17 protein-coding genes are annotated in these 20,230 nt (G+C 57.5%); 10 read left to right on the forward strand and 7 right to left on the reverse strand.

The genetic code is table 11. From position 1 onward, the window contains the following. Positions 1 to 122: 122 nt before the first annotated feature. Positions 123 to 1,556, reverse strand: coding sequence for a catalase (locus PSES9_RS0105865; RefSeq protein ID WP_010485000.1), 1,434 nt, complete (start codon positions 1,554 to 1,556; stop codon positions 123 to 125). A 344-nt stretch (positions 1,557 to 1,900) separates the two neighbouring features. On the opposite strand from PSES9_RS0105865, the gene PSES9_RS0105870 reads away from it, so the two are divergent. From PSES9_RS0105870 to PSES9_RS0105890, 5 genes are all read left to right on the forward strand, one after another. Continuing rightward, entirely contained in the window at positions 1,901 to 2,566 is a 666-nt protein-coding gene (locus PSES9_RS0105870) for a phosphatase domain-containing protein (RefSeq protein WP_010485001.1), read from the forward strand. Between the two features lie 318 nt (positions 2,567 to 2,884). Continuing rightward, positions 2,885 to 3,337: a (2Fe-2S)-binding protein gene (locus tag PSES9_RS0105875; RefSeq protein ID WP_010485003.1), complete on the forward strand. Its 453-nt coding sequence runs from the start codon at positions 2,885 to 2,887 to the stop codon at positions 3,335 to 3,337. Positions 3,338 to 3,351: 14 nt separating this feature from the next. Continuing rightward, positions 3,352 to 5,532: a xanthine dehydrogenase family protein molybdopterin-binding subunit gene (locus PSES9_RS0105880; RefSeq protein WP_010485004.1), complete on the forward strand. Its 2,181-nt coding sequence runs from the start codon at positions 3,352 to 3,354 to the stop codon at positions 5,530 to 5,532. A 10-nt stretch (positions 5,533 to 5,542) separates the two neighbouring features. Then, the gene (locus PSES9_RS0105885) at positions 5,543 to 6,790 is read left to right on the forward strand and encodes a c-type cytochrome (RefSeq protein WP_010485007.1); all 1,248 of its coding nucleotides are present in this window, start codon (positions 5,543 to 5,545) and stop codon (positions 6,788 to 6,790) included. A gap of 172 nt (positions 6,791 to 6,962) precedes the next feature. Beyond that, positions 6,963 to 8,462, forward strand: a complete 1,500-nt coding sequence (locus PSES9_RS0105890; protein ID WP_010485008.1) for a flavin-containing monooxygenase — start codon at positions 6,963 to 6,965, stop codon at positions 8,460 to 8,462. Positions 8,463 to 8,478: 16 nt separating this feature from the next. Here the strand turns inward: PSES9_RS0105890 and PSES9_RS0105895 are convergent, their stop codons facing one another. Beyond that, positions 8,479 to 9,033, reverse strand: a complete 555-nt coding sequence (locus tag PSES9_RS0105895; RefSeq protein WP_010485010.1) for a UPF0149 family protein — start codon at positions 9,031 to 9,033, stop codon at positions 8,479 to 8,481. A gap of 358 nt (positions 9,034 to 9,391) precedes the next feature. On the opposite strand from PSES9_RS0105895, the gene PSES9_RS0105900 reads away from it, so the two are divergent. Beyond that, a complete protein-coding gene (locus PSES9_RS0105900) occupies positions 9,392 to 10,060 on the forward strand; it encodes a TIGR04211 family SH3 domain-containing protein (protein WP_010485012.1) in 669 nt (222 codons plus the stop codon). A gap of 148 nt (positions 10,061 to 10,208) precedes the next feature. On the opposite strand, the gene PSES9_RS0105905 is transcribed toward PSES9_RS0105900, so the two are convergent. Both PSES9_RS0105905 and norR read right to left on the reverse strand, forming a co-directional pair. Next, a complete protein-coding gene (locus PSES9_RS0105905; protein WP_010485013.1) occupies positions 10,209 to 10,670 on the reverse strand; it encodes a nuclear transport factor 2 family protein in 462 nt (153 codons plus the stop codon). A 90-nt stretch (positions 10,671 to 10,760) separates the two neighbouring features. Further along, positions 10,761 to 12,314, reverse strand: a complete 1,554-nt coding sequence (norR, locus tag PSES9_RS0105910; protein WP_029529394.1) for a nitric oxide reductase transcriptional regulator NorR — start codon at positions 12,312 to 12,314, stop codon at positions 10,761 to 10,763. 172 nt (positions 12,315 to 12,486) lie between these two features. Between norR and hmpA the strand changes: the two genes are divergently transcribed. Continuing rightward, positions 12,487 to 13,665, forward strand: a complete 1,179-nt coding sequence (hmpA, locus tag PSES9_RS0105920; protein ID WP_010485018.1) for an NO-inducible flavohemoprotein — start codon at positions 12,487 to 12,489, stop codon at positions 13,663 to 13,665. 94 nt (positions 13,666 to 13,759) lie between these two features. Beyond that, positions 13,760 to 14,818 carry an NAD(P)H-dependent flavin oxidoreductase gene (locus tag PSES9_RS0105925; RefSeq protein ID WP_010485020.1) on the forward strand — a complete coding sequence of 353 codons (1,059 nt, stop codon included), beginning with the start codon at positions 13,760 to 13,762 and terminating at the stop codon, positions 14,816 to 14,818. A gap of 29 nt (positions 14,819 to 14,847) precedes the next feature. Here the strand turns inward: PSES9_RS0105925 and PSES9_RS0105930 are convergent, their stop codons facing one another. Both PSES9_RS0105930 and zapE read right to left on the reverse strand, forming a co-directional pair. Continuing rightward, positions 14,848 to 15,723 (reverse strand): YihY/virulence factor BrkB family protein, encoded by an 876-nt coding sequence (locus PSES9_RS0105930; RefSeq protein WP_010485021.1) that lies wholly within the window; start codon positions 15,721 to 15,723, stop codon positions 14,848 to 14,850. 91 nt (positions 15,724 to 15,814) lie between these two features. After that, positions 15,815 to 16,987 (reverse strand): cell division protein ZapE, encoded by a 1,173-nt coding sequence (gene zapE / locus PSES9_RS0105935; RefSeq protein WP_010485023.1) that lies wholly within the window; start codon positions 16,985 to 16,987, stop codon positions 15,815 to 15,817. Between the two features lie 178 nt (positions 16,988 to 17,165). Here zapE and PSES9_RS0105940 point away from each other — a divergent pair, with 178 nt between their 5' ends. Together PSES9_RS0105940 and PSES9_RS0105945 are read left to right on the forward strand one after the other, a co-directional pair. Further along, on the forward strand, positions 17,166 to 18,734 hold the full coding sequence (locus PSES9_RS0105940; RefSeq protein ID WP_010485025.1) for a gamma-glutamyltransferase family protein: 1,569 nt from the start codon (positions 17,166 to 17,168) through the stop codon (positions 18,732 to 18,734). A gap of 87 nt (positions 18,735 to 18,821) precedes the next feature. Further along, entirely contained in the window at positions 18,822 to 19,517 is a 696-nt protein-coding gene (locus PSES9_RS0105945) for a GntR family transcriptional regulator (protein ID WP_010485028.1), read from the forward strand. Between the two features lie 26 nt (positions 19,518 to 19,543). Here PSES9_RS0105945 and PSES9_RS0105950 read toward each other — a convergent pair whose 3' ends face one another. Further along, positions 19,544 to 20,221: a type 1 glutamine amidotransferase domain-containing protein gene (locus tag PSES9_RS0105950; RefSeq protein ID WP_010485029.1), complete on the reverse strand. Its 678-nt coding sequence runs from the start codon at positions 20,219 to 20,221 to the stop codon at positions 19,544 to 19,546. Between the last annotated feature and the right edge of the window lie 9 nt (positions 20,222 to 20,230).

Below are 20,230 nucleotides of genomic sequence, written 5' to 3' on the forward strand. Positions count from 1 at the left end.
CCGTTGTTCGTTGCGCCTTGTCCTGTTGTCGCTCGCTGCCTTTCTCAGAGGATCACCGGGAAACCGGATTGGGCCTGCGTGACGAAAGCCCGCCAGGTTTGGCCTGGCGGGCTTTTTAGGCTTTACAGACCAAGAGCCTTGGCCAGGCCTGCGCCGTAGGCCGGGTCGGCCTTGGTGCAGTTGTCGACATGGCGTTGCTTGATCTCATTCGGCACCCCGTCCATGGCGCGAGCGGTGTTGTCGAACAAGGCTTGCTGTTGCTCCGGGCTCATCAGGCGAAACAGGTCGCCTGGCTGTTCGTAGTGGTCATCATCCACCCGGTGATCCCAGGCCTTGGCGTCGCCATCGAGTGGCAGCGCCGGTTCGGCCAATGCCTGGTGATCGGCCCATTCGCCCTGGCTGTTGGGCCAGTAGGCGATTTTCGAACCGAGATTGCCATCGGTGCGCATATGACCATCGCGGTGGAAGCTTTGGTGCGGGCAGATTGGCGCGTTGACCGGGATGTGGTTGAAGTTGACGCCCAGGCGATAGCGCTGTGCATCGCCATATGAGAACAGGCGCGCCTGCAGCATTTTGTCGGGTGAGAAGCCAATGCCGGGCACAATATTGGCGGGCGAGAAGGCGGCTTGTTCAACCTCGGCGAAATGATTTTCAGCGTTGCGATTGAGCTGCATGACACCGACGTCGATTAGCGGGTAGTCGCCATGGGGCCAGACTTTGGTCAAGTCGAATGGGTTGTGTTTGTGATGGCGCGCCTGGTCTTCGGTCATGACCTGGATACGCAGCTTCCAGGACGGGAAATCACCCGCTTCGATGCTTTCGTAAAGGTCGCGCATGCTGCTTTCGCGGTCTTTACCGACTACGGCTTCAGCTTCTGCGTCAGTCAGGTTTTCGATGCCTTGCAGGCACTCGAAGTGAAACTTGACCCAGACCCGTTCGTTCGCGGCGTTGAGCATGCTGAAGGTGTGACTGCCAAAGCCGTGCATGTGCCTGAAGTCTTTCGGGATGCCACGGTCACTCATGACGATGGTTACCTGGTGCAACGCTTCCGGCAGCAGGGTCCAGAAGTCCCAGTTGCTGGTCGCGTTGCGCATGCCCGTGCGTGGATCACGCTTGACCACGTGATTGAGGTCAGGGAAGCGCATTGGGTCACGGAAGAAGAACACCGGGGTATTGTTGCCGACCAGGTCCCAGTTGCCTTCCTCGGTGTAGAACTTGACGGCGAAGCCACGGATGTCGCGCTCGGCATCGGCGGCACCACGCTCACCGGCCACCGTTGAGAAACGCAGGAACAGCGGGGTTTCCTTACCCACCTTGGAAAACAGTGCTGCGCGGCAATATTGGCTGATGTCGTGGGTTACGGTGAAGGTACCGTAGGCGCCGGAGCCCTTGGCATGCATGCGCCGCTCCGGAATCACTTCACGGTCGAAATGCGCCAGTTTTTCAATCAGCCAGATGTCTTGCAGAAGTGCCGGACCACGGGGACCGGCCGTTTGGGTATTGAGGTTATCGACTACGGGGGCGCCAGTGGCGTGGGTCAGGCTTTTCTCGGTCATTGCTGAGTTCCTAGTTATTGAGTTGGCTCTGCAGTTGAAACACTTGAAAAACGGCTGAATCTGGAGTTTTCAGGGCTTCATGGGCCAGGTTGCTGGTCTTTACGGTGGGTACTATCACCCAGACTAGTCAGCTTTATGCAGGGCTTCTACTGTCTATTGGTATACGTTCTTGGGGAGCCTCTGAAAAACCACTGCGCTGCGTCGCTCGCGATCATTTTCAGAGGCTCCCGAGACTAGACAGTCTTTATTGCCCACGATTACGCATGGCGTTTTCTTCACATCCATTTCATCGGCTTTTTACATGCTGGCTCATACCCTTGTGCTCCTGATAACGGGAGCTGTCAATGCCATTATTGTCTCGAAAAATCATTCTGGGCCTCGCTGCCATCGGCATTGCAGCCACTGCTTTTGCCAGCGCGGCTCGTCACCCGATCAGTCCGGTTGCGGAGCAGCACCAGCAGCAATGGGCTACGCCGGTAGATAAGCGCTTCAACCTGTATCGGATGACTCAAAGCCTCTACCGTAGCGCGCTGCCGGACCAGAGCAATGTCGCAACCCTGCAGGCCGCCGGGATTGGCACCGTTGTCAGTTTTATCAAGGATGATGACAAGCAATGGCTTGGTGACACGCCAATGCAGAGGGTAAACATTGCGTTGCATGCTGATCGGGTGACCGATGCCGATGTCATCCGGGTGCTGCACGTGATTGAGCGGGCGCAGACAGAGGGCGCGGTATTGATGCACTGCAAGCATGGCCGCGACCGCACAGGCCTGATGGCCGCGATGTATCGCATGGTTATCCAGGGCTGGAGCAAGCCAGAGGCGTTGAGCGAGATGCGCAGCGGTGGTTATGGCAATCCCCGCGAGATGGAAGACGCGCTGGCTTACCTTGAACAGGTTGATCCCGTGGCCATTCGCGCCGCATATCGGACAGGCCAATGCAGCACAACGCTATTTTCGACCTGCTATGCCAGTGAGTGGCTTCAGAGCGTTCTGGCAGCTAGTCGCTAACTTCAAGCCAAGCCTGCATCACGGCTGTTCCTCGGTCGGGCGGCTGTTCTTTCAGGTATCAGGCAAGCTGCAACACTTCAGGTGCAGCTTCAGTTACAGGGTGAATTTAATAGACGACTGGTCTATTCTCCTGACCCAGAACTTTAGATAGGTCGCGCTGCTTTGCACTGGGCGAGTTTGACTTTTAGGGTATTTTAGCCAATGGATTTAGATGACCGGGTGTCGACATTGCGCTGTTTTCCCTGTCTTACCAGGGCTGAGGATGCTCGCTGCGTGAACCTTGTCTTTGGACTTAGCTAATTTTTATGTGAGGTCGCCATGCACACACTTTCGATCAATGGAAATGAACAACAGGTTGATGTGCCCGGCGATATGCCGTTGCTCTGGGTGCTGCGTGATGTGCTGGGGATGACCGGCACCAAGTTTGGATGTGGAATTGCCCAGTGCGGGGTTTGCACTGTGCACCTTGATGGCAAAGCCGTGCGCTCATGTGTACTGCCCATCAGCTCCGCGGTTGGCCACGAGATCAGCACCATCGAGGCCATAGGCGAAACCGAGGTCGGCCAGAAGGTCCAGGCTTCCTGGCTCGAGCATGAGGTGGTGCAGTGTGGTTATTGCCAGTCCGGGCAAATAATGTCCGCTGTGGCCTTGCTTGAGAAACAGCCAGACGCGGATGACGCGGCCATTGATGCGGCCATGGCTGGCAATCTTTGTCGTTGCGCCACCTACACCCGTATTCGTGCCGCCATCAAAAGCGTCAGCCAGGCTTAAGGAGCAGTCTACCCATGGAAAAGCCACGCTTTAAATCTTCTCGTCGACGCTTTTTGCAAGGCAGTACACTGGCCATGGGGGGGCTGGTATTGAGTACCTGGTTGCCGCCCCTGATAGCGCGAAGTGCGGCGGCCGACGCCGTAGCTCCAGGCCGTCTTGGCGAACAAAGCCCAACGGGTTATGGCGCTTTTGTGCGGGTTGGGCATGATGGCCGGGTAACGGTGATCTCACCCAAGATCGAAATGGGCCAGGGCACCCATACCGGCATCGCGATGATGGTTGCCGAAGAGCTTGAAGTCAGCCTTGACCAGGTCGAGGTGGTCGATGCACCGCCAAACCACAAGTTATACAGTGATGCGTTGCTGGAGTTTCAGGGCACCGGTGGTTCAACTGCGACGCGTGTCACCTGGGAGCCATTGCGCCAGGCTGGGGCAACTGCGCGGATCCTGTTGATCCAGGCCGCTGCGCTGGGCTGGAAGGTTGCGCCAAGCCAGTGCCACGCAGAAAACGCAGTGGTGTTTGGCCCCAATGGTTTGCGAGCAGGCTATGGCGAACTGGTCGATGCAGCCAGTGCCTTGCCGGTGCCCACTGATGTGCCGCTTAAAAAGCCTGAGCAGTTCAAGCTGATTGGCAAGCCTCTGCAGCGTGTCGATACGCCAAACAAGGTCAATGGCAAAACCAAATTCACCATCGATCTCAGTGTCCCGGACATGCAGATCGCCTCGACACTTACTTGCCCGGTGCATGGCGGAACCTTGCGCAGTGTTGATGATAGCGCCGCGCGTAAAGTGCCGGGGGTGCGTGATGTGGTCAAGCTAGACAACGCCGTCGCGGTTATCGCCAGTAATTACTGGGCCTGCCAGCAAGGCCTCAATGCCCTGAAAATCGACTGGGACCTGGGCGCCAATGCGTCGATCAACTCGGCTGAGCTGGAGCAGGCCCTGCAAGATGCCAGCAGCCGTGATGGCGTGATTGCCCATAAAACAGGCGACATCAGCGCCAGCCTGAAATCGGCCAGCAGCCAGTTTGAAGCGGTTTATGAGCAAGCCTTTCTGTCTCACTCGCCGCTCGAACCCATGACCTGCGTTGCCCATGTCCGCCCGGATGCTTGCGATCTTTGGGTCGGCACCCAGGTGCCGGTTTTTGCCCAGCAGACCGCTGCACAGGTCACAGGTTTGGCCCCGGAAACGATCACCGTGCATAACCAGTTGATTGGTGGTGCTTTTGGCCGGCGGCTGGATTTCGACTTCATCACCCAGGCGGTGGCCATTGCCAAGCAGGTCAGCTATCCGATCAAGCTGATCTGGAGCCGGGAGGAGGATATGACCCACGACATGTACCGTCCTCACTATGTCGATCGCATCACTGCCGCCTTCGAGGGCGACAAGCTGCTGGGCTGGCAGCATCGCATTGCAGGTGCTTCGGTGTTGGCCCGTTATGCGGGTAGCCTGCCGGAAAACGGCGTGGATGCCGACGCCGTGGAAGTGGCAATCGAGCCGCTATACGCCATGGACAATTTGCAGGTGCACTACATCCGCGAAGAGCCAAAAGCCATCCCGGTCTCCTGGTGGCGCGGAGTTGGGCCATTGCGCAGCACCTATGTGCTGGAAAGTTTTATCGATGAGCTGGCGCATAACGCCAAGGCTGACCCGCTGGAGTATCGCCTCAAGCTGATGCAAGGCCAGCCCCGCGCACAAGCGGTGTTGAAAATGCTTGCGGAAAAAGCGGATTGGAAAACGCCGCTGCCTGCCGGGCAAGGGCGCGGCTTGTCGGTGAGTGCGGTGTTTGGCAGCTTTGTGGCGAGCATGGTCGAGTTGGAGATGCAGGGCGACAAAGGCGTGCGCATCAAGCGTCTGGTCAGTGTTATCGACTGTGGCCTGGTGACCAACCCGACCTCGGTCATGGCGCAGATTGAAGGTGGCACCTTGTTCGGCTTGTCCGCAGCATTCTTCAACGAGATTTTGCTCGAGCAAGGCCAGGTCCAGCAAACCAACTTCCATAACTACCGGCAGATACGTATCAGCGAAGTACCTGGGGTGGAGGTGCATCTGATGCCTAGCCTGGAGTTGCCTGGTGGCGTAGGCGAAGCCGGTACCGCGCTCATTGCACCGGCGCTGGTCAATGCACTGCATGCCGCCTCTGGCGAGCGTGTGCGGCGCTTGCCGCTGACCCGCGCGGGTTACTACATTGTTTAAGGATGAACTCATGAACACTTTGAAAAACATCCTGGTGCTTTTAGGCTTGTCCCTCGTCTCCGGCGGGGCTATGGCTGCTGGCACCGATACACAAGCCTCGGCCGATGCGCTGGTCAAGAAGGGCGCCTACCTGGCCAAGGCAGCCGATTGTGTGGCTTGCCATACCACCAAAAAGGGCAAGCCCTTTGCCGGTGGCGTCGAATTCGAGCTGCCTTTCGGTTCGCTTTTTTCGCCGAATATCACCCCTGATGTCGACACCGGGATCGGAGCCTGGACTGATGATGAATTTGTCAGTGCGCTGCAAGAAGGCGTGGGGCGTGACGGTAAGCACTATTACCCGGCATTTCCCTATACTTCGTACAGCCTGATGCCAAGGGATGAAATCCTGGCGATCAAGGCATATCTGTTCAGTTTGCCTGCGGTCAAGCAGGCGCCGATCGAAAACACCTTGTCGTTTCCATTCAACCAGCGCTGGGGCATGTTCTTCTGGAATGCACTGTTTCTCGATAACCAGCGGTACGAGCCGGATAGCAAGCAGTCGGCCGAGTGGAACCGAGGTGCCTACCTGGTTCAGGGACCCGGCCACTGTGGTGAGTGCCACACGCCGCGTACCATTTTCCAGTCGCTCGACAAGGATCAAGCCCTGGCCGGTGCGCCTATCCAGGGTTGGCAGGCCTACAACATAAGCGCTGATCCGCTGTACGGCATTGGTGCCTGGTCGGTCGAGGATCTCACTCACTACATGGCCAAGGGCTATGCATCTGGCCATGGCTTTGCAGGTGGGCCAATGGCTTCGGTGGTTGAACACAGCTTGAGCCAGCTGACCCCGCAAGATCAAAAGGCTATCGCCGTCTACCTGAAAAGCACACCAGCGCACAGCAGCGGAATTGCTCGCGCCACAACCGACGACCTGAGCGCCAGGGCCGTGGTTGTCGATGATCTGGGCAGCAAGATTTTTGCTGAAGCCTGTGCCGCATGTCACCGCTGGGACGGTGAGGGTAACCAGAGCCCGACCGCCAAGTTGGCTGGTTTGAAGACCGTAAATGATCCAGCGGCGGCAAACTTGCTCGGGGTCCTGCTCAATGGCCATAGCAATATGGGTTCGCCTGTTGATCAACGCATGCCGAACTTTGCCAAGGGTTATAACGACCAGGAGTTGGCCGCCGTCAGTTCCTTCGTGCTCAAGCACTTTGGCCAGAGTGGCGGCGTGGTGACACCAGAAGCCGTAGCGGAGCGGCGCAAGGTGAAAAGTCACTGATCCCAACCACGGTTGCGACCCCAAACCTGCGCCGGGCCCCTTGATTCAGAGTCCCGGCGTTTTTATAAGCGCCTATCAGCGCCAATGTTTATTGGGTATTGGGTTAAACCAAGCAGTTGCTTGGTGCTATTGTTTGCAAGAGCAAATGTGTTCAGTGCGAGAATAAAACTATATGGCTCATGAACATCACTCCATCGTCATTATTGGTGCAGGCTTGTCTGGTATCGGCATGGCTTGTCATCTCGCCCGGGAGTGCCCGGACAAGCGCTTCAGCATTATTGAGCGACGTGACAATATCGGCGGTACCTGGGATCTGTTTCGCTATCCGGGTATTCGCTCGGATTCGGATATGTTCAGCTTCGGTTACCGGTTTCGCCCCTGGAACGAGTTGAAAGTGCTGGCCGACGGCCCTTCGATACGCCAGTACATCAGCGAAACGGCCGAGCAATACGGCATCACCCGGCATATTCGGTTTGGCGCCGAGGTCAGTGCCGCCGATTGGTCGAGCGCTGAGCAGCGCTGGACGTTGGAGGTACAGGACAATGCCAGCGGCCAGACCCGGCATATCACCTGCGATTTCTTGATTTCCTGCACGGGGTATTACAACCATCGCAGTGGGTACCTGCCTGATTTTCCTGGTATCGAGCAGTTCAATGGACAGTGTATTCATCCGCAGCATTGGCCTGAACATCTCGATTACCAAGGCAAGCGCATTGTGGTGATCGGCAGTGGTGCGACGGCGGTCACGCTGGTGCCGGCCATGGCTGAGAGCGCTGCGCATATCACCATGCTGCAACGCTCGCCTTCCTATATTTTTTCGGTACCGGGGCAGGACAAGTTGAGTGCCTTGCTGCGCCGTTTTCTGCCTGAGTCCTGGGTCTACAAATTGGCGCGCAAGCGCAATATCCGCCTGCAACGCTGGATGTTCAAGGCGGCAAGGCGCTGGCCCAATAAAGTCCGTGCGATATTGCTCAAGGGCGTGCGGAAACAGCTGCCCGATGATTTTGATATGCGCCATTTCAGCCCGAGTTACATGCCCTGGGATGAGCGCCTGTGCGCCGTGCCCGATGGGGATTTGTTCCGCGCAATCAGTAATGGCAAGGCGTCTATCGTGACGGATCGAATCAAGTCCTTTAGCGAACGGGGCATTGCGCTTGAGTCCGGCCAACAACTGGATGCCGATATCATCATCACCGCAACGGGTTTGCAGGTGCAGGTACTTGGCGGCCTTGCATTGAGCCTGGATGGCAAGCCGTGCCAGCTCAACCAGCACCTGACCTACAAAGGGGTGATGGTAGATGGCGTACCAAACATGGGCTGGATATTTGGCTACACCAATGCGTCCTGGACACTCAAGGCCGATATTGCGGCAGGGTACTTTTGTCGCCTGCTCAAGCACATGGACCAGCACCAGTATCAAACCGTGGTGGCGCACGATGCCGAGGGCTGTGCTGAAAGCGAGTCCATAATGGGGGCATTGCAATCTGGCTATGTGCAGCGTGCCAATGAAGTCCTGCCGCGTCAGGGCTCAAAGCTGCCATGGCGACTGCTGAATGATTACGCCCGCGATTCACGGATGTTGCTCGACGAGCCAATTGCCGATCGCTATTTGCAGTTTGCCCCGGCCGAGGCTGTGCGCGCCTCGCTCAAGGCCGAGCCGCAACCGGGCTAAATGGTATAGAGCAGGCTCAGCGTTGGGCTATCCAGTGATCGTGAATGGCCAGCGCCGCCGGTTTGATGGCGGCAACGCTCTGGTTATGAAGCGCCATGTCGAGGTCTGCGGCCGGTTCAAAGTTGTCCTGTTCGGCGCATAGCGAGATGGCCTGGAACTTGGCCGTCAGGGGCGCAGGCAAATCTGGCCAATTGCCCAAGGCGGCACCGCGCAGGTAACCAAAGCACCATTCTTCAGCCAGGGGCAGCGGTTGACCTTGATGCTCGGTTTGCTCAAACCGTGGATTGAACGCCTGAGGGTTCATCGCCAACTGGCTGGCCAGGCTGTTCATGTGGCGCACGCACAGGTCGATAAATTGCTTGGCTTGCTCGGGGCTGCTCCAGTCAGGCGTTTGGCCACCCCAGATTGTTGGGAACCACTCACTGATATCCACCTGGACGGGGCTTGAAACCAGCGCCGTGAAATAACCATCAAGTTCGGAGCAATTGAGTACGCAATTATCATCGCCGTATTCGAGCAGGGTGTCTTCGATAAAGTCGAAGTCGACAGCATTGAGAGGTTGGTCTTGCATGGGAGTGCTCCGCTAACGACGGCATCAGGGCTGTATTGAAAATCTATGGCTAGGATGGCGGTCTTGGCCAATTTTATCCAGTCTCTTGATTCGGTTTGCCACGCTGGGTTGTGAGACCTTGAGCCCATTGCACGCACGCGTGCGCAATCGCCGTCACCATCTATCTCTTTACAGTGAACTCAATCTATTGGGCTGCTGTCTGTCTCTTGTCGGTCCGCCGGGTGAGCTGTAGGGGGAGCAAAGGGCTACCTGGTCGCCCATGCCTGCACCTGCGCGTATTTGTGCACTTAACTTGGCCGATTTATTTGCGCGCCCGTTTGCCGGGTTTCATTCGTTTGTCATGTGAAGATATTGCCTCATGTCCTTATTTAGCCATTCCCTTGTTCGTGTTTACCCATTCAAGCACCGCGCACTCAGTGCTTGTGTGCTCGGCGGCTTGCTTATAGCTGGCGCGCCTGTGCAGGCCGAGGAGCCAGCAACCAATGCACGTTGGGTGAGTGATAGCCTCAACACCTATGTGCGCAGTGGGCCTACCGATGGTTACCGTATTGTCGGAACCCTGGCCTCCGGGCAGAAACTTGAGCTATTGAAAACCCAAGGTGATTACAGCCAGGTACGCAGTGAAAATGGCGACACGGTATGGATTCCAAGTCGCGACCTGCAGGAGGTGCCGGGGCAGGCCGAGCGCTTGCCACAGCTTGAGCAAAAAGTGGCCGAGCTGACGGCAGAGTTGTCCGGCATTGATGAGAACTGGAAAAACCGGGTCCAGGGCATGCAGGAAACCATGGATGCGCGCAAGAAGCTGATCGACGAGTTGCAAACTGCGCGAACCACGCAAGACACCGCGTTGAGCCAGGCTCGATCGGAACTGCGCGAAGCGAGGGCGCAACTGGGTAATGAGCAGCAGCAAGTATTGATGCGTTATATGGTGTATGGCGGTGCGATTGCGGGGGGTGGCTTGTTTGCTGGCTTGATCCTGCCGTCTTTGTTGCGAGTGCGTCGTAAGCGTAATGACCAGTGGTTCTAAACGGGATGAATAGATCCTGGCGTTCAGCTGCGGCAGTTGGTGGACAACATGCGTTGTCCACAAATCAAGCTGGGTATAAAACGATAGGCGGCTGGCAGGGTGTAACAACGCGAAGCTTGTCCACCACAGCTGCGCACCCAACCAGGGGCTAACTTTTCCGGGAGCCACCATGCAGTTGGCGGTTGCCCCAACTGCGTAGTGCTCGCTGGGTAATGCTGGTGATTTTTAATTGGCCGTCCACTTCGCTGAGTACAAACTCATAAGCGCCGCAGGAGTGGAAAAAGTCGTCGCCTTCTGTGCGCTCGCTGCTGTCGAATCGCAATATCAGGTAGTTGCAGCGGGCCTTGATCCCCTCGGCGCTTTTCGACAGTAAAAGATTGGAAAAACTGTGGTGCTTGTTCAGGTTGTCCACGGCATTTTGCCGGCGTTGGACAAACGCCTGATTGCTCATCGTGCCGGGCTGCTCTCGCCCCGACGAGGCGTAGTCAATATGCAACTGCGGCGCCAGGCAGTCGCCCATGAGTTGCCAGTCACGATCATCGAATGCCAGGAAAAACCGGCTCAAGGTGTCGTTTACGGCCATAAACCCATCTGTGCTTACTGAGGTCATCGGTTGGTTTTCCTGTCTGAGGCCTGGCGGATCAAGCTGCTGTAGTTGGGGTGATCGGTTATCTGCTGAACCTATTGTCCTGGCCTGTTTTCAACGCAGCCCAAGGCGCTTGGCCAGGCGGCTGAGATTGGCGCGATCGACCCCCAGTTCGCGGGCTGCTTCGGACCAATTGCCCTGATGGCGGATCAGCGCGTCGCTGATCAAGCTGCTTTGGTAGATATCTACAGACTCCTTCAAGTCTCGCCCGCGCACGGGCGCTGCGCTGCCGGATTGGGCCGCGATAGTCCTGTTCGAAGCCTGGATATCCAGCCCCAAGGCATCTTGATCAATGGTCAATACTCGCGGCCTTTCAGGCTTGGCCTGCATGGCTTTGAGTGCTGCGCGGCCGATCAGATGCTCCAGTTCGCGCACATTGCCGGGCCAGCCGTAGGCGAGCAGTGCGCCTTGGCTGTCGTTGCTTAGACGCAAGCTGCGCAAGCCCAGGCGTGCACGGTTTTCCTCGAGGAAATAGCCAGCCAGCAACAAGATATCGCGACCGCGCTCGCGCAGCGCAGGCACATGCAAGGGGTAAACACTGAGGCGATGATAAAGATCGGCGCGAAAGCGTCCGCTGCGCACTTCTTCTGCGAGGTCGCGATTGGTGGCCGCAATCACCCGCACATCGACATGGTGCTCGCTATCGGAGCCGACACGCTGCAACTGTCCGCTCTGCAATACGCGCAGCAACTTGGCTTGCATGGCCAGGGGCAACTCGCCGACTTCATCCAGAAACAAGGTGCCGCCATCGGCCAAATCGAACTTGCCGCTGCGTTCGTTCATTGCGCCGGAAAACGCGCCTTTGACGTGGCCAAACAACTCACTCTCGGCGAGGGTTTCCGGCAGGGCGGCGCAGTTGAGGCTGATCAGGGGCTTGCGCGCCCGTGGCGACTGTCTGTGAATGGCTTCGGCGACCAGCTCTTTACCGACGCCGGTTTCGCCGGTGATCAACACGCTCAATGCGCTGTTGGCGACAATTTCGATTTCTCGGCGAAGCTGTCGCTGGCTGTTGCTCTGGCCAATCAACTCGCGACTGTTATGAGTGCTGGCTGCACGTTTGTAGATCTCGGCCAGTTGGCGTTGATCTTCAGCGTTACGGGCAAGCAGCTTGATGCGTTCGCTGGCCATCACTGTTGCAGCAGCAAGGCTGGCAAACGCCTCGAGGTTGCTCAGGTCAACGGCGCCAAAACTGGAGGGATCGAGCGAGTCCAGGGTGATCAATCCCCAGAGTTGTTCCTGAACATAGAGTGGGCAGCCCAGGCAGTCATGAACTTCAAGGTGGCCCCGGTGGTTTTCGACCAGACCATCATAGGGGTCGGGCAGCTCGCAGTCAGTCGCAAAACGGGTTGGTCCGGTGTTTTCCAGCAGTGCTTTCAAGCGTGGATGTTCATCCACCTTGAAGCGCCGCCCAAGGGTATCGGTGCTCAAGCCGTTGACTGCCAGGGGGATCAACTGCTGATCTTCCAGCTTGAGCAGGGCCACGGCATCGCAGGGCAGTAGTTGGCGTAGCGCAAGCAGCAGGCGTCGATAGCGCTCATCGTCCGGCAGATCGCGCGAAAGGTCGGCCACCAGCGGAATAAGTGCCAGTAACAAAGGGTTTGTCAAGATGACTCCATGGAGTCTTTATGACTTGAATATTGCTAGGTCATAAAGACTAGTTATTATTTAAGTTATTGAATTTAATGAATAAAAAATATGGCATGGAAAATGATTGTTTGACAGTGAACAAACAGTATCACGCGACTGCCAGCGTGCAAACCTTGAACAAGGAAATGCCAGAATGACTCCAGAGCAACGTGCAATCGTCAAATCAACCGTGCCACTGCTTGAAACCGGTGGTGAAGCCCTGACACGGCATTTTTATGCGCTGATGTTCAGTGAATACCCACAGGTTCGTGCCTTGTTCAACCAGACACACCAGGCCAGTGGTGACCAGCAGCGCGCCCTGGCCAATGGCGTGTTGATGTATGCCAAGCATATCGATCATCTGGATGCGCTTGGCCCGCTGGTCGGTCAGATCGTCAGCAAGCATGTGTCCTTGAATATCTTGCCGGAACACTACCCGATAGTTGGCAGTTGCCTGCTGCGGGCAATCCGCGAAGTCCTGGGTGCAGAGATCGCCACTGACCAGGTGATCGAAGCCTGGGCACAGGCCTATGGCCAGTTGTCCGATATTTTGATTGCGGCCGAAGAGGGTGTTTACAGTGCCAATGAAAACGCTACCGGTGGTTGGCGTGGTCGGCGCAGTTTCAAGATTGCGCAGAAAGTGGTCGAGAGCGATGAAATCACTTCGTTCTACCTGGTCCCTGTCGATGGCAAGCCCGTGCTGGTGCATCAGCCAGGCCAATATATTGGTTTGCTGCTCAGGGTTGACGGCCAAGAGGTACGGCGCAATTACTCGTTGTCGGCGTTGAGCAACGGCGAATCCTATCGCATCAGCGTCAAGCGCGAGCCCAAGGGGCTGGTCTCCAACCATTTGCATGACAACCTGGCCGAGGGTGATGAAGTTGAGCTGTTCGCACCCTCTGGTGACTTTATCCTGCGTGAATCGCAAAAGCCGCTGGCGCTGATCACCGCAGGTGTTGGTATTACGCCGGCACTGACCATGCTTGATGCCGCCAAAGCCAGTGGCCGGCCCATCCACTTTATCCACTGCGCGCGCAATGGGGCCGTGCATGCATTCAAGGATTGGGTCGATAGCCAGGTGGCGGCCCACCCGCAGTTGCTCAGGTTCTTCTGCTACAGCGAGCCTGCGGTCAATGATCAGAGCGATGCCAAGGGATTGTTGAGCCGCGAACAACTGGCTGAGTGGCTGCCAGAGAACCTGGACCTGGATGCTTACTTCCTTGGGCCAAAACCCTTTATGGCGCAGGTCAAGAGGCACTTGAGCGACCTGGGTGTGCCGGGCGACCAATGCCATTACGAGTTTTTTGGTCCAGCCAGTGCGCTCGAGGCCTGAGCATTCGGTTAGGCTTGACATGTAAATTGAGCTGGCGACGCGGTTTAACGACCAAGCCGCGTTGGCAGCCGGGTGAGTTCATAAGGGGCGCAAGATGACAGTTTTAACCCAGCGTTTGGGAATCGAACACCCAATTATCCAGGCACCCATGGCGGGAACCTCAACCGCGCAACTGGCTGCACAGGTCAGCAACGCCGGAGGGCTGGGCTCTATCGCGATTGCCGCGGTAGATGCCAGCAGCGGACAAAGGATGATTGCCGAGACACGGGCACTGACCTCAGCGCCCTTTAATGTGAATGTATTCTGTCACCAGCCGAGCAGTGCAAATGCAGCGGTCGAGCAGGCGTGGATCGAGCATCTGAAACCCTATTTCGATGAATTCGGCGTGCCCGCGCCCAGCGGCTTGAAAGATATCTACAGCAGTTTTTGCAACAACGATGACCAACTCGAAGTGCTATTGACTGAGCGCCCGGCAGTGGTCAGTTTTCACTTGGGCTTGCCGGCGCAGTCGCGAATTGACGCACTCAAGGCGGCCGGTATTACCTTGTTCGCCTCGGCAACCAGTCTTGAAGAAGGCTTGTTGGTGGAAAAGGCTGGCATTGACGTGATTGTCGCCCAAGGGATTGAGGCCGGTGGCCATCGCGGTGTATTCGACCCTGAACAAGATCAGGCGATTGGTACAACCGCCCTGGTGCGCTTGCTGGTCACGCATACACGCCTGCCGGTGGTTGCGGCAGGCGGGATTATGGATGGCGCAGGCATTGCCTCGGTTCTGGCCCTTGGTGCCAGTGCCGCGCAGTTGGGGACGGCTTTTGTGCTATGCCCTGAAAGCGCAGCTAACCCAGGTTATCGCAGCATGCTCGCCAGCGAGCGAGCTCGCACCACGCAAGTGACCAAGGTGATCTCCGGACGTCCGGCGCGGGGCATGGTTAATCGCTTTATGCGCGAGGTTGGCGCAGCCGGGCACCCGCCCGTACCTGGTTTCGGCATCGGTTATGACGCGGGCAAACAGTTGATCGCAGCGGCTGCGGCAGCGGGCAACCTGGAGTTCGCAGCCTACTGGGCCGGGCAGGGCGCTGCACTGGCTCGCGAACTGCCAGCGGCCGAGCTCTTTGCGCTACTGGTGCAGGAGTATCAAGCGGCGCAGCGTTGACCCTCTGTCGGGTAGGGCAGGGCTTTGGGTCAAGGGTGGATTTCCTTTTCGCCCGGGTCCTTGCCCTCCTCGACACTGTGCTCTATTACGGCGTTCAGTTCGGCCCCGAACAACAGCACCGCCGAAGAGATATAGAGGTAGAGCAACAGGATGATGATTGCGCCAATACTGCCGTAGGTGGCGTTGTAGTTGGCGAAGTTCTGCGCGTAATAGCTAAAGCCCATCGACGCCGAAATCCATACGATTACCGCGAGAATGGAACCAGGGGTAATAAAACGGAACTCCTGCTCCACATCCGGCGCCACATAATAGACCACCGATACCACCAGCATCAGCATGCAGATCGCGACGGGCCAGCGCAGGATGGACCAGAGCGTCACCACGATTTGCTCGATGCCGAGTTGCTGCGCAAGCCAGTTCATCGCCTGTGGTCCCAGCACCATCAGGCCCGCAGCGCCGAGCAAGGTTATGGCGATGGCGATGGTGTAGACAAACGACAGTGGAAAGCGCTTCCACGCCGGGCGGCCCTCCTTGACGCCATAAGCCCGGTTGATCGCGACCATCACTGAGCGAACAGCTGATGAAGCCGTCCACAATGCAACCAGGATCGCGACCGAGAACAGCCCGGCTTTTTGCGTTTGCAGTTGATCGATCGCCGGGTTGACCAGGTCATACGCCGCCCGTGGCATCACCAGCGCGGCCTGTTCGCGCAGCCAGTCAAAGAATGGCTGCAAATCAAGCACACCTATGATCGCGACCAAGAACAGCAGGAAGGGGAACAGCGAGAAAAAAATCTGGAAGGCCAGCGCCGAGGCATAGGTGGGCAACTCGTCGTCGACGAAATCGATGACGGTTTTCTTGATGACCCGGTGGAGTTTGATACCGGTCAAATCCGGAAAAAGCATGCGGCTTCCTTTCTGCGCGTGGTGATATGAACTCGATATGCTGCCTGGTTTTGAGCACGATTGAGTGACAACAGTTCAGTCGCTTGAGCGGTTAAACACTGTCCAGTTCCACAGCTGGTTCTGTGTGCTCATGCTGAGACTGACCGGTGAAGCGCTGCAACTGCATCTCTTGCAGGCGACTGAGCGTGCGCCTGAAGGCAAACTCAAGATAGCCTTCGGTATAGAGCTCAGCGAGCGGCACGGCAGCTTCAATGTACAAGGGCACGCGACGGTCGTAGCATTCGTCGACCAAGGCGATAAAACGTCGAACGCTGTCGTCGTGTACAGACAGGCTGGGCAGCTCGCGATCACCGGCATCGATCCGTTGCGCGCCATCCTCGGTGCCCCTGGCGATTTTTGCACTGCGCTGCCGAGCGCTTAGATTTGGTACCTCGCTCAACAAGATAGCGCTGAACTGGTCGCACAGGGCTATGTAGTCGTTGGCTGCCAGGGCGGCTACGCAGAGGTCGGCAAAGCGGCACCAGATTACAGTGTCAGCGCGGCGTACCAATTCTATACTGCGTTGGTTGAGGCTGATTGGCTCAGCTGTGTTGGCCTGGCCCTCGCTCAACCGGTTGAAGACGCCGTGCAGGGCGCTGGGGCTATCATCGGCGGTGAGCCAGTAACGCTGTATTTGTGTTCCTGGATGCAAGCGATGATCCTGGCCACCATCGACCCTCACCACCTGCATATTGGCTTCAATCGCTGCGATGGCGGGGAGAAAGCGCTCACGGTTAAAACCTCCCTCGTAAAGCTGGTCGGGCGGTTGGTTTGAAGTGCAGACCATAACCACGCCTTCCTCGAACATCACCTGAAACAGCTTGCCGAGAATAATCGCATCGCCAATGTCGTTGACGTACAGCTCGTCAAAACACAAAACCCGAACTTCATCGCGCAGCTCGCAAGCCAGTGCCCGCAGTGGATCGGCCGTACCCGTCAATTGGAACATGCGCTGGTGTACCCAGCGGATAAAGTGATGAAAGTGCTGGCGCCGACTTGGTAGCTGCAGGCTTTTATGGAACTGATCCATCAACCAGGTCTTGCCGCGCCCCACCGGCCCCCATAGATACACGCCGATTGCTGGCGCTGCATCAGCTGTCGAGTGATGCAGCGCCTGATAACAGGCCTGCAGTTGCTCAGCGGCCAAGCGTTGCGACTCATCGGGCTTGAAACCCTGGTGGTCCAGCGCATTTCGATAGGCTGCAAGAGGGGCAAGATCGGGCATGATGCATGGCTCGCTGTGGGTTGCGCTCGGCGATACAGCGTAATTGACCGCGCAGCTTTGATGGCAAATGATCGATTGTAACCTGCCCACCGCAGGGGGCGAAAAGACCGGGAACAGTTATTGCTTACTTTGTTAGCAAAGTGGTTGTAGATAGCTAGCAAAGTCAGGAGCTGAACCGATGATAGCAGAGTCCCGTCGCGGCGTGATTTGTACCCCGCACCCCGATGCAAGTGCCGCGGGCATGCAGATATTGGATGCCGGTGGTACGGCAATCGATGCCATGTTGGCGGCCAGTGCGATGCTGGCGGCGGTGTATCCGCACATGACGGGGTTGGGTGGCGATGCGCTATGGATGATTCACGATAGTCGCGTGCGCACCATTATGGGGATAGGGCAGGCTGGGCAGCAGTTACCACAGGGCGGTGCCATTACCTTGCGCGGCCCCGGTGCGGTTGCAACCACTGCGGGGGCCATGGCGAGTTGGAAAACCGCTCGGCAAATCAGCCAGCAATGGGGTTCACGCCTGGGCTGGAGTGATTTATTGGCAGACGCTGCCGCAACCGCGCAACGGGGGGTTGAAGTTTCTGAGTCGCAATTGTTCTGGCAAGCGCGGCGTAAAGACATGATCGAGGGGCTGCCCGACCTCCACGCGCTGTGCAAGCGTGATGGTCGCTGGCTGCAAAGGGGCGATATCCTGCGTCAGCCTGCACTGGCCAATACTTTGCTGCAGCTGTCGCACGCCGGGATTGACGACTTCTATCGAGGACAACTGGCACAGGCATTCGCCGAGTCGTTCAGCGAGTTGGAGTGTGGCTTGACCGCCGCAGATCTTGCGGCAACAACAGCGCCGGAGGTCGCGCCAATTTCCATTCGCTATCGCCAGGGCCAGCTATTCAATGTTGCCCCTCCGTGCCAGGGGCTCTATACCCTTCAGGCCATGTCGGCATTGCAGCACAAGCCGCTGGATGCCTATGGCAATGGCTCCGCGCGTTACTATCACGCCCTTGTCGAGGCCATCAAGCAAGGTCTGTTGCGGCGTAATGCGCAACTGTGCGACCCGCGTGCTTGCCAATGGGATTTCAACGCCAGCCTGTCTGATGCCAGTGCCCAACACTATGCCGCGCAGATTGATGAGAACCGAGCCGCAGCATGGACCGAGCCGGGGCGGCCAGCCGACACGGTATGGATGGCGGCCACTGATGAGCATGGACGCACCGCCTGCTTGATCCAGAGCCTGTTCCATGATTTTGGTTCGGGTTGCATCCTGGGTGACACCGGCGTGCTGTGGCAAAACCGGGCGGCAGGTTTCAGCGCAGATCCCGCGCACGCCAATGCCTGGGCGGCGGGAAAGCGTCCGGCCCATACGCTCAATCCTTCCTGTTACCTGGCAGACGACGGGCGTCGCTGGTTCTTTGGCACCCAGGGTGGCGATGGCCAGCCGCAAACACAGATGGTGCTGGCGACCCAGTTGATCGACTTCGCCCAGCCCATTGATAAAGCCTTGAGCATGCCACGTTTTTTGTTGGGCAGAAGCTTCTTTGACAGCACTGACAACCTGAAGCTTGAAGCAGATATCGACAGCCAGGTGATCGAACAGTTGGCCGCATTGGGCCATGAAGTGGAAGTCATACCCGCACGCAGTCCATTTACCGGCCAAGCCGGGGCTATCGCCATTGAAAACACTGGCAAGCGCTTTGCAATGCATGATCCGCGTGGTCAGGGCGTCAGTTTGGGCCAGGCGGATTAAGTCAGGCCAGGCGTTTGCCGGGTTGTCGACTGTGGCGGATAATAGCCTCGGCTTTTGCAATCTAGCGACTGGGTAACCGAGGACAAGATGGGTTCGATGAGCGTCAGTGCTAAACAAGTTGAGGTGCAGCGCATCGTTGATGTGCTGTCTAAAGCGATTGCCCAGCATCGCTTGCGCCCAGGTACACGTTTGGTCGAGGCGCAGATCGTCGAAACCCTCCAGGCCAACCGCAATCATGTTCAGGTGGCATTGCAGCGTTTGGCCATGCAACGCATTGTCACCATCGAGCCCAATCGCGGTGCCCTGGTTTCCCAGCCGACCGCTAAAGAGGCGCGTGAAGTCTTTGCCGCACGCCGGGCCATCGAGCGCGCGATAGTCGAAAGCATCAGCCCACGCATGATGGCTGAGCATGCGCAGCGGGTGAGTACTCATCTAAGCAACGAACGCTGCGCCACCAATGCCACTGATCGGCGTGCGATAGTGCGCGAGTTAAGTGAGTTCCATCTGTTGCTGGGCGAGCTGAGCGGCAATAGCGTGCTCAGTGAAATACTGGCCAACCTGATGGTGCGCAGTTCGTTGATTGTGGCCTTGTACCAGCGCAACGACGTGCCATCCTGCGCCTCGGACGAGCATCAGGAGATCATCACCGCATTGCAACAAGGCGATACAGACAAGGCTGTGCGGGTCATGCTCGAACATCTTGACGAGCTTGAGGGGCAACTGGCCCTTGACGAGCAAGAGCCAGAGGAGGTGAATCTGCGCCAGGCCCTAGCCGGACTCTAGCTCGGCGCAGAGGGGCACAACGGTGTCTACTGAAGCAGGTTCAGCAGGGCTTCAGCTGTCGCCTCGGATGAGGCGGGGTTCTGGCCGGTAATCAGATGGCCGTCACCCACTACATAGCTTTCCCAGTCGGCGGACTTGGAGTAGATACCGCCATTGGCCTGCAGCATGTCTTCAACCAGGAACGGGACCACATCGCTCAAGCCTACCGCTGCTTCCTCGCTATTGCTGAAACCGGTTACGCTCTTGGCATTGACCAGCGGCTTGCCATCCACACCTTGGGTATGGCGAAAAATGGCGGGCGCGTGGCAGACCGCGGCAATGGGCTTGCCTGCCGCGTAAAAGTCCTCGAGCAGTGCGATCGAGTCTTTGTCTTCAGCCAGGTCCCATAGCGGGCCGTGTCCGCCAGGGTAGAACACCGCGTCGTAGTCGGTGGCGTTTACAGTTTCAAGCCTGAGGGTATTGGCCAAGGCTTTCCTGGCGACTTCATCCCCGGCGAAGCGTTCGGTTGCCGCCGTTTGTGCATCGGGCTCATCGCTTTTGGGGTCAAGTGGTGGCTGGCCGCCCTTGGGCGAGGCGAGGGTGATTGCTGCGCCTGCATCCTTGAGCAGGTAATAGGGGGCGGCGAACTCTTCGAGCCAGAAACCGGTTTTCTTGCCGGTGTCGCCCAATTGGTCATGGGATGTCAAAACCATCAGAACTTTCATGGAAATCTT

Source organism: Pseudomonas sp. S9 (assembly GCF_000222125.1).
In the GTDB taxonomy this organism is placed as follows: Bacteria; Pseudomonadota; Gammaproteobacteria; order Pseudomonadales; family Pseudomonadaceae; genus Aquipseudomonas; species Aquipseudomonas segetis.

What these genes read in the sequence shown, in the direction of transcription:
- PSES9_RS0105865 (WP_010485000.1), bottom strand. Translation starts at nt 1,556, where the DNA reads ATGACCGAGAAAAGCCTGACCCACGCCACTGGCGCCCCCGTAGTCGAT.
- PSES9_RS0105870 (WP_010485001.1), top strand. Translation starts at nt 1,901, where the DNA reads ATGCCATTATTGTCTCGAAAAATCATTCTGGGCCTCGCTGCCATCGGC.
- PSES9_RS0105875 (WP_010485003.1), top strand. Translation starts at nt 2,885, where the DNA reads ATGCACACACTTTCGATCAATGGAAATGAACAACAGGTTGATGTGCCC.
- PSES9_RS0105880 (WP_010485004.1), top strand. Translation starts at nt 3,352, where the DNA reads ATGGAAAAGCCACGCTTTAAATCTTCTCGTCGACGCTTTTTGCAAGGC.
- PSES9_RS0105885 (WP_010485007.1), top strand. Translation starts at nt 5,543, where the DNA reads ATGAACACTTTGAAAAACATCCTGGTGCTTTTAGGCTTGTCCCTCGTC.
- PSES9_RS0105890 (WP_010485008.1), top strand. Translation starts at nt 6,963, where the DNA reads ATGGCTCATGAACATCACTCCATCGTCATTATTGGTGCAGGCTTGTCT.
- PSES9_RS0105895 (WP_010485010.1), bottom strand. Translation starts at nt 9,033, where the DNA reads ATGCAAGACCAACCTCTCAATGCTGTCGACTTCGACTTTATCGAAGAC.
- PSES9_RS0105900 (WP_010485012.1), top strand. Translation starts at nt 9,392, where the DNA reads ATGTCCTTATTTAGCCATTCCCTTGTTCGTGTTTACCCATTCAAGCAC.
- PSES9_RS0105905 (WP_010485013.1), bottom strand. Translation starts at nt 10,670, where the DNA reads ATGACCTCAGTAAGCACAGATGGGTTTATGGCCGTAAACGACACCTTG.
- hmpA (WP_010485018.1), top strand. Translation starts at nt 12,487, where the DNA reads ATGACTCCAGAGCAACGTGCAATCGTCAAATCAACCGTGCCACTGCTT.
- PSES9_RS0105925 (WP_010485020.1), top strand. Translation starts at nt 13,760, where the DNA reads ATGACAGTTTTAACCCAGCGTTTGGGAATCGAACACCCAATTATCCAG.
- PSES9_RS0105930 (WP_010485021.1), bottom strand. Translation starts at nt 15,723, where the DNA reads ATGCTTTTTCCGGATTTGACCGGTATCAAACTCCACCGGGTCATCAAG.
- zapE (WP_010485023.1), bottom strand. Translation starts at nt 16,987, where the DNA reads ATGCCCGATCTTGCCCCTCTTGCAGCCTATCGAAATGCGCTGGACCAC.
- PSES9_RS0105940 (WP_010485025.1), top strand. Translation starts at nt 17,166, where the DNA reads ATGATAGCAGAGTCCCGTCGCGGCGTGATTTGTACCCCGCACCCCGAT.
- PSES9_RS0105945 (WP_010485028.1), top strand. Translation starts at nt 18,822, where the DNA reads ATGGGTTCGATGAGCGTCAGTGCTAAACAAGTTGAGGTGCAGCGCATC.
- PSES9_RS0105950 (WP_010485029.1), bottom strand. Translation starts at nt 20,221, where the DNA reads ATGAAAGTTCTGATGGTTTTGACATCCCATGACCAATTGGGCGACACC.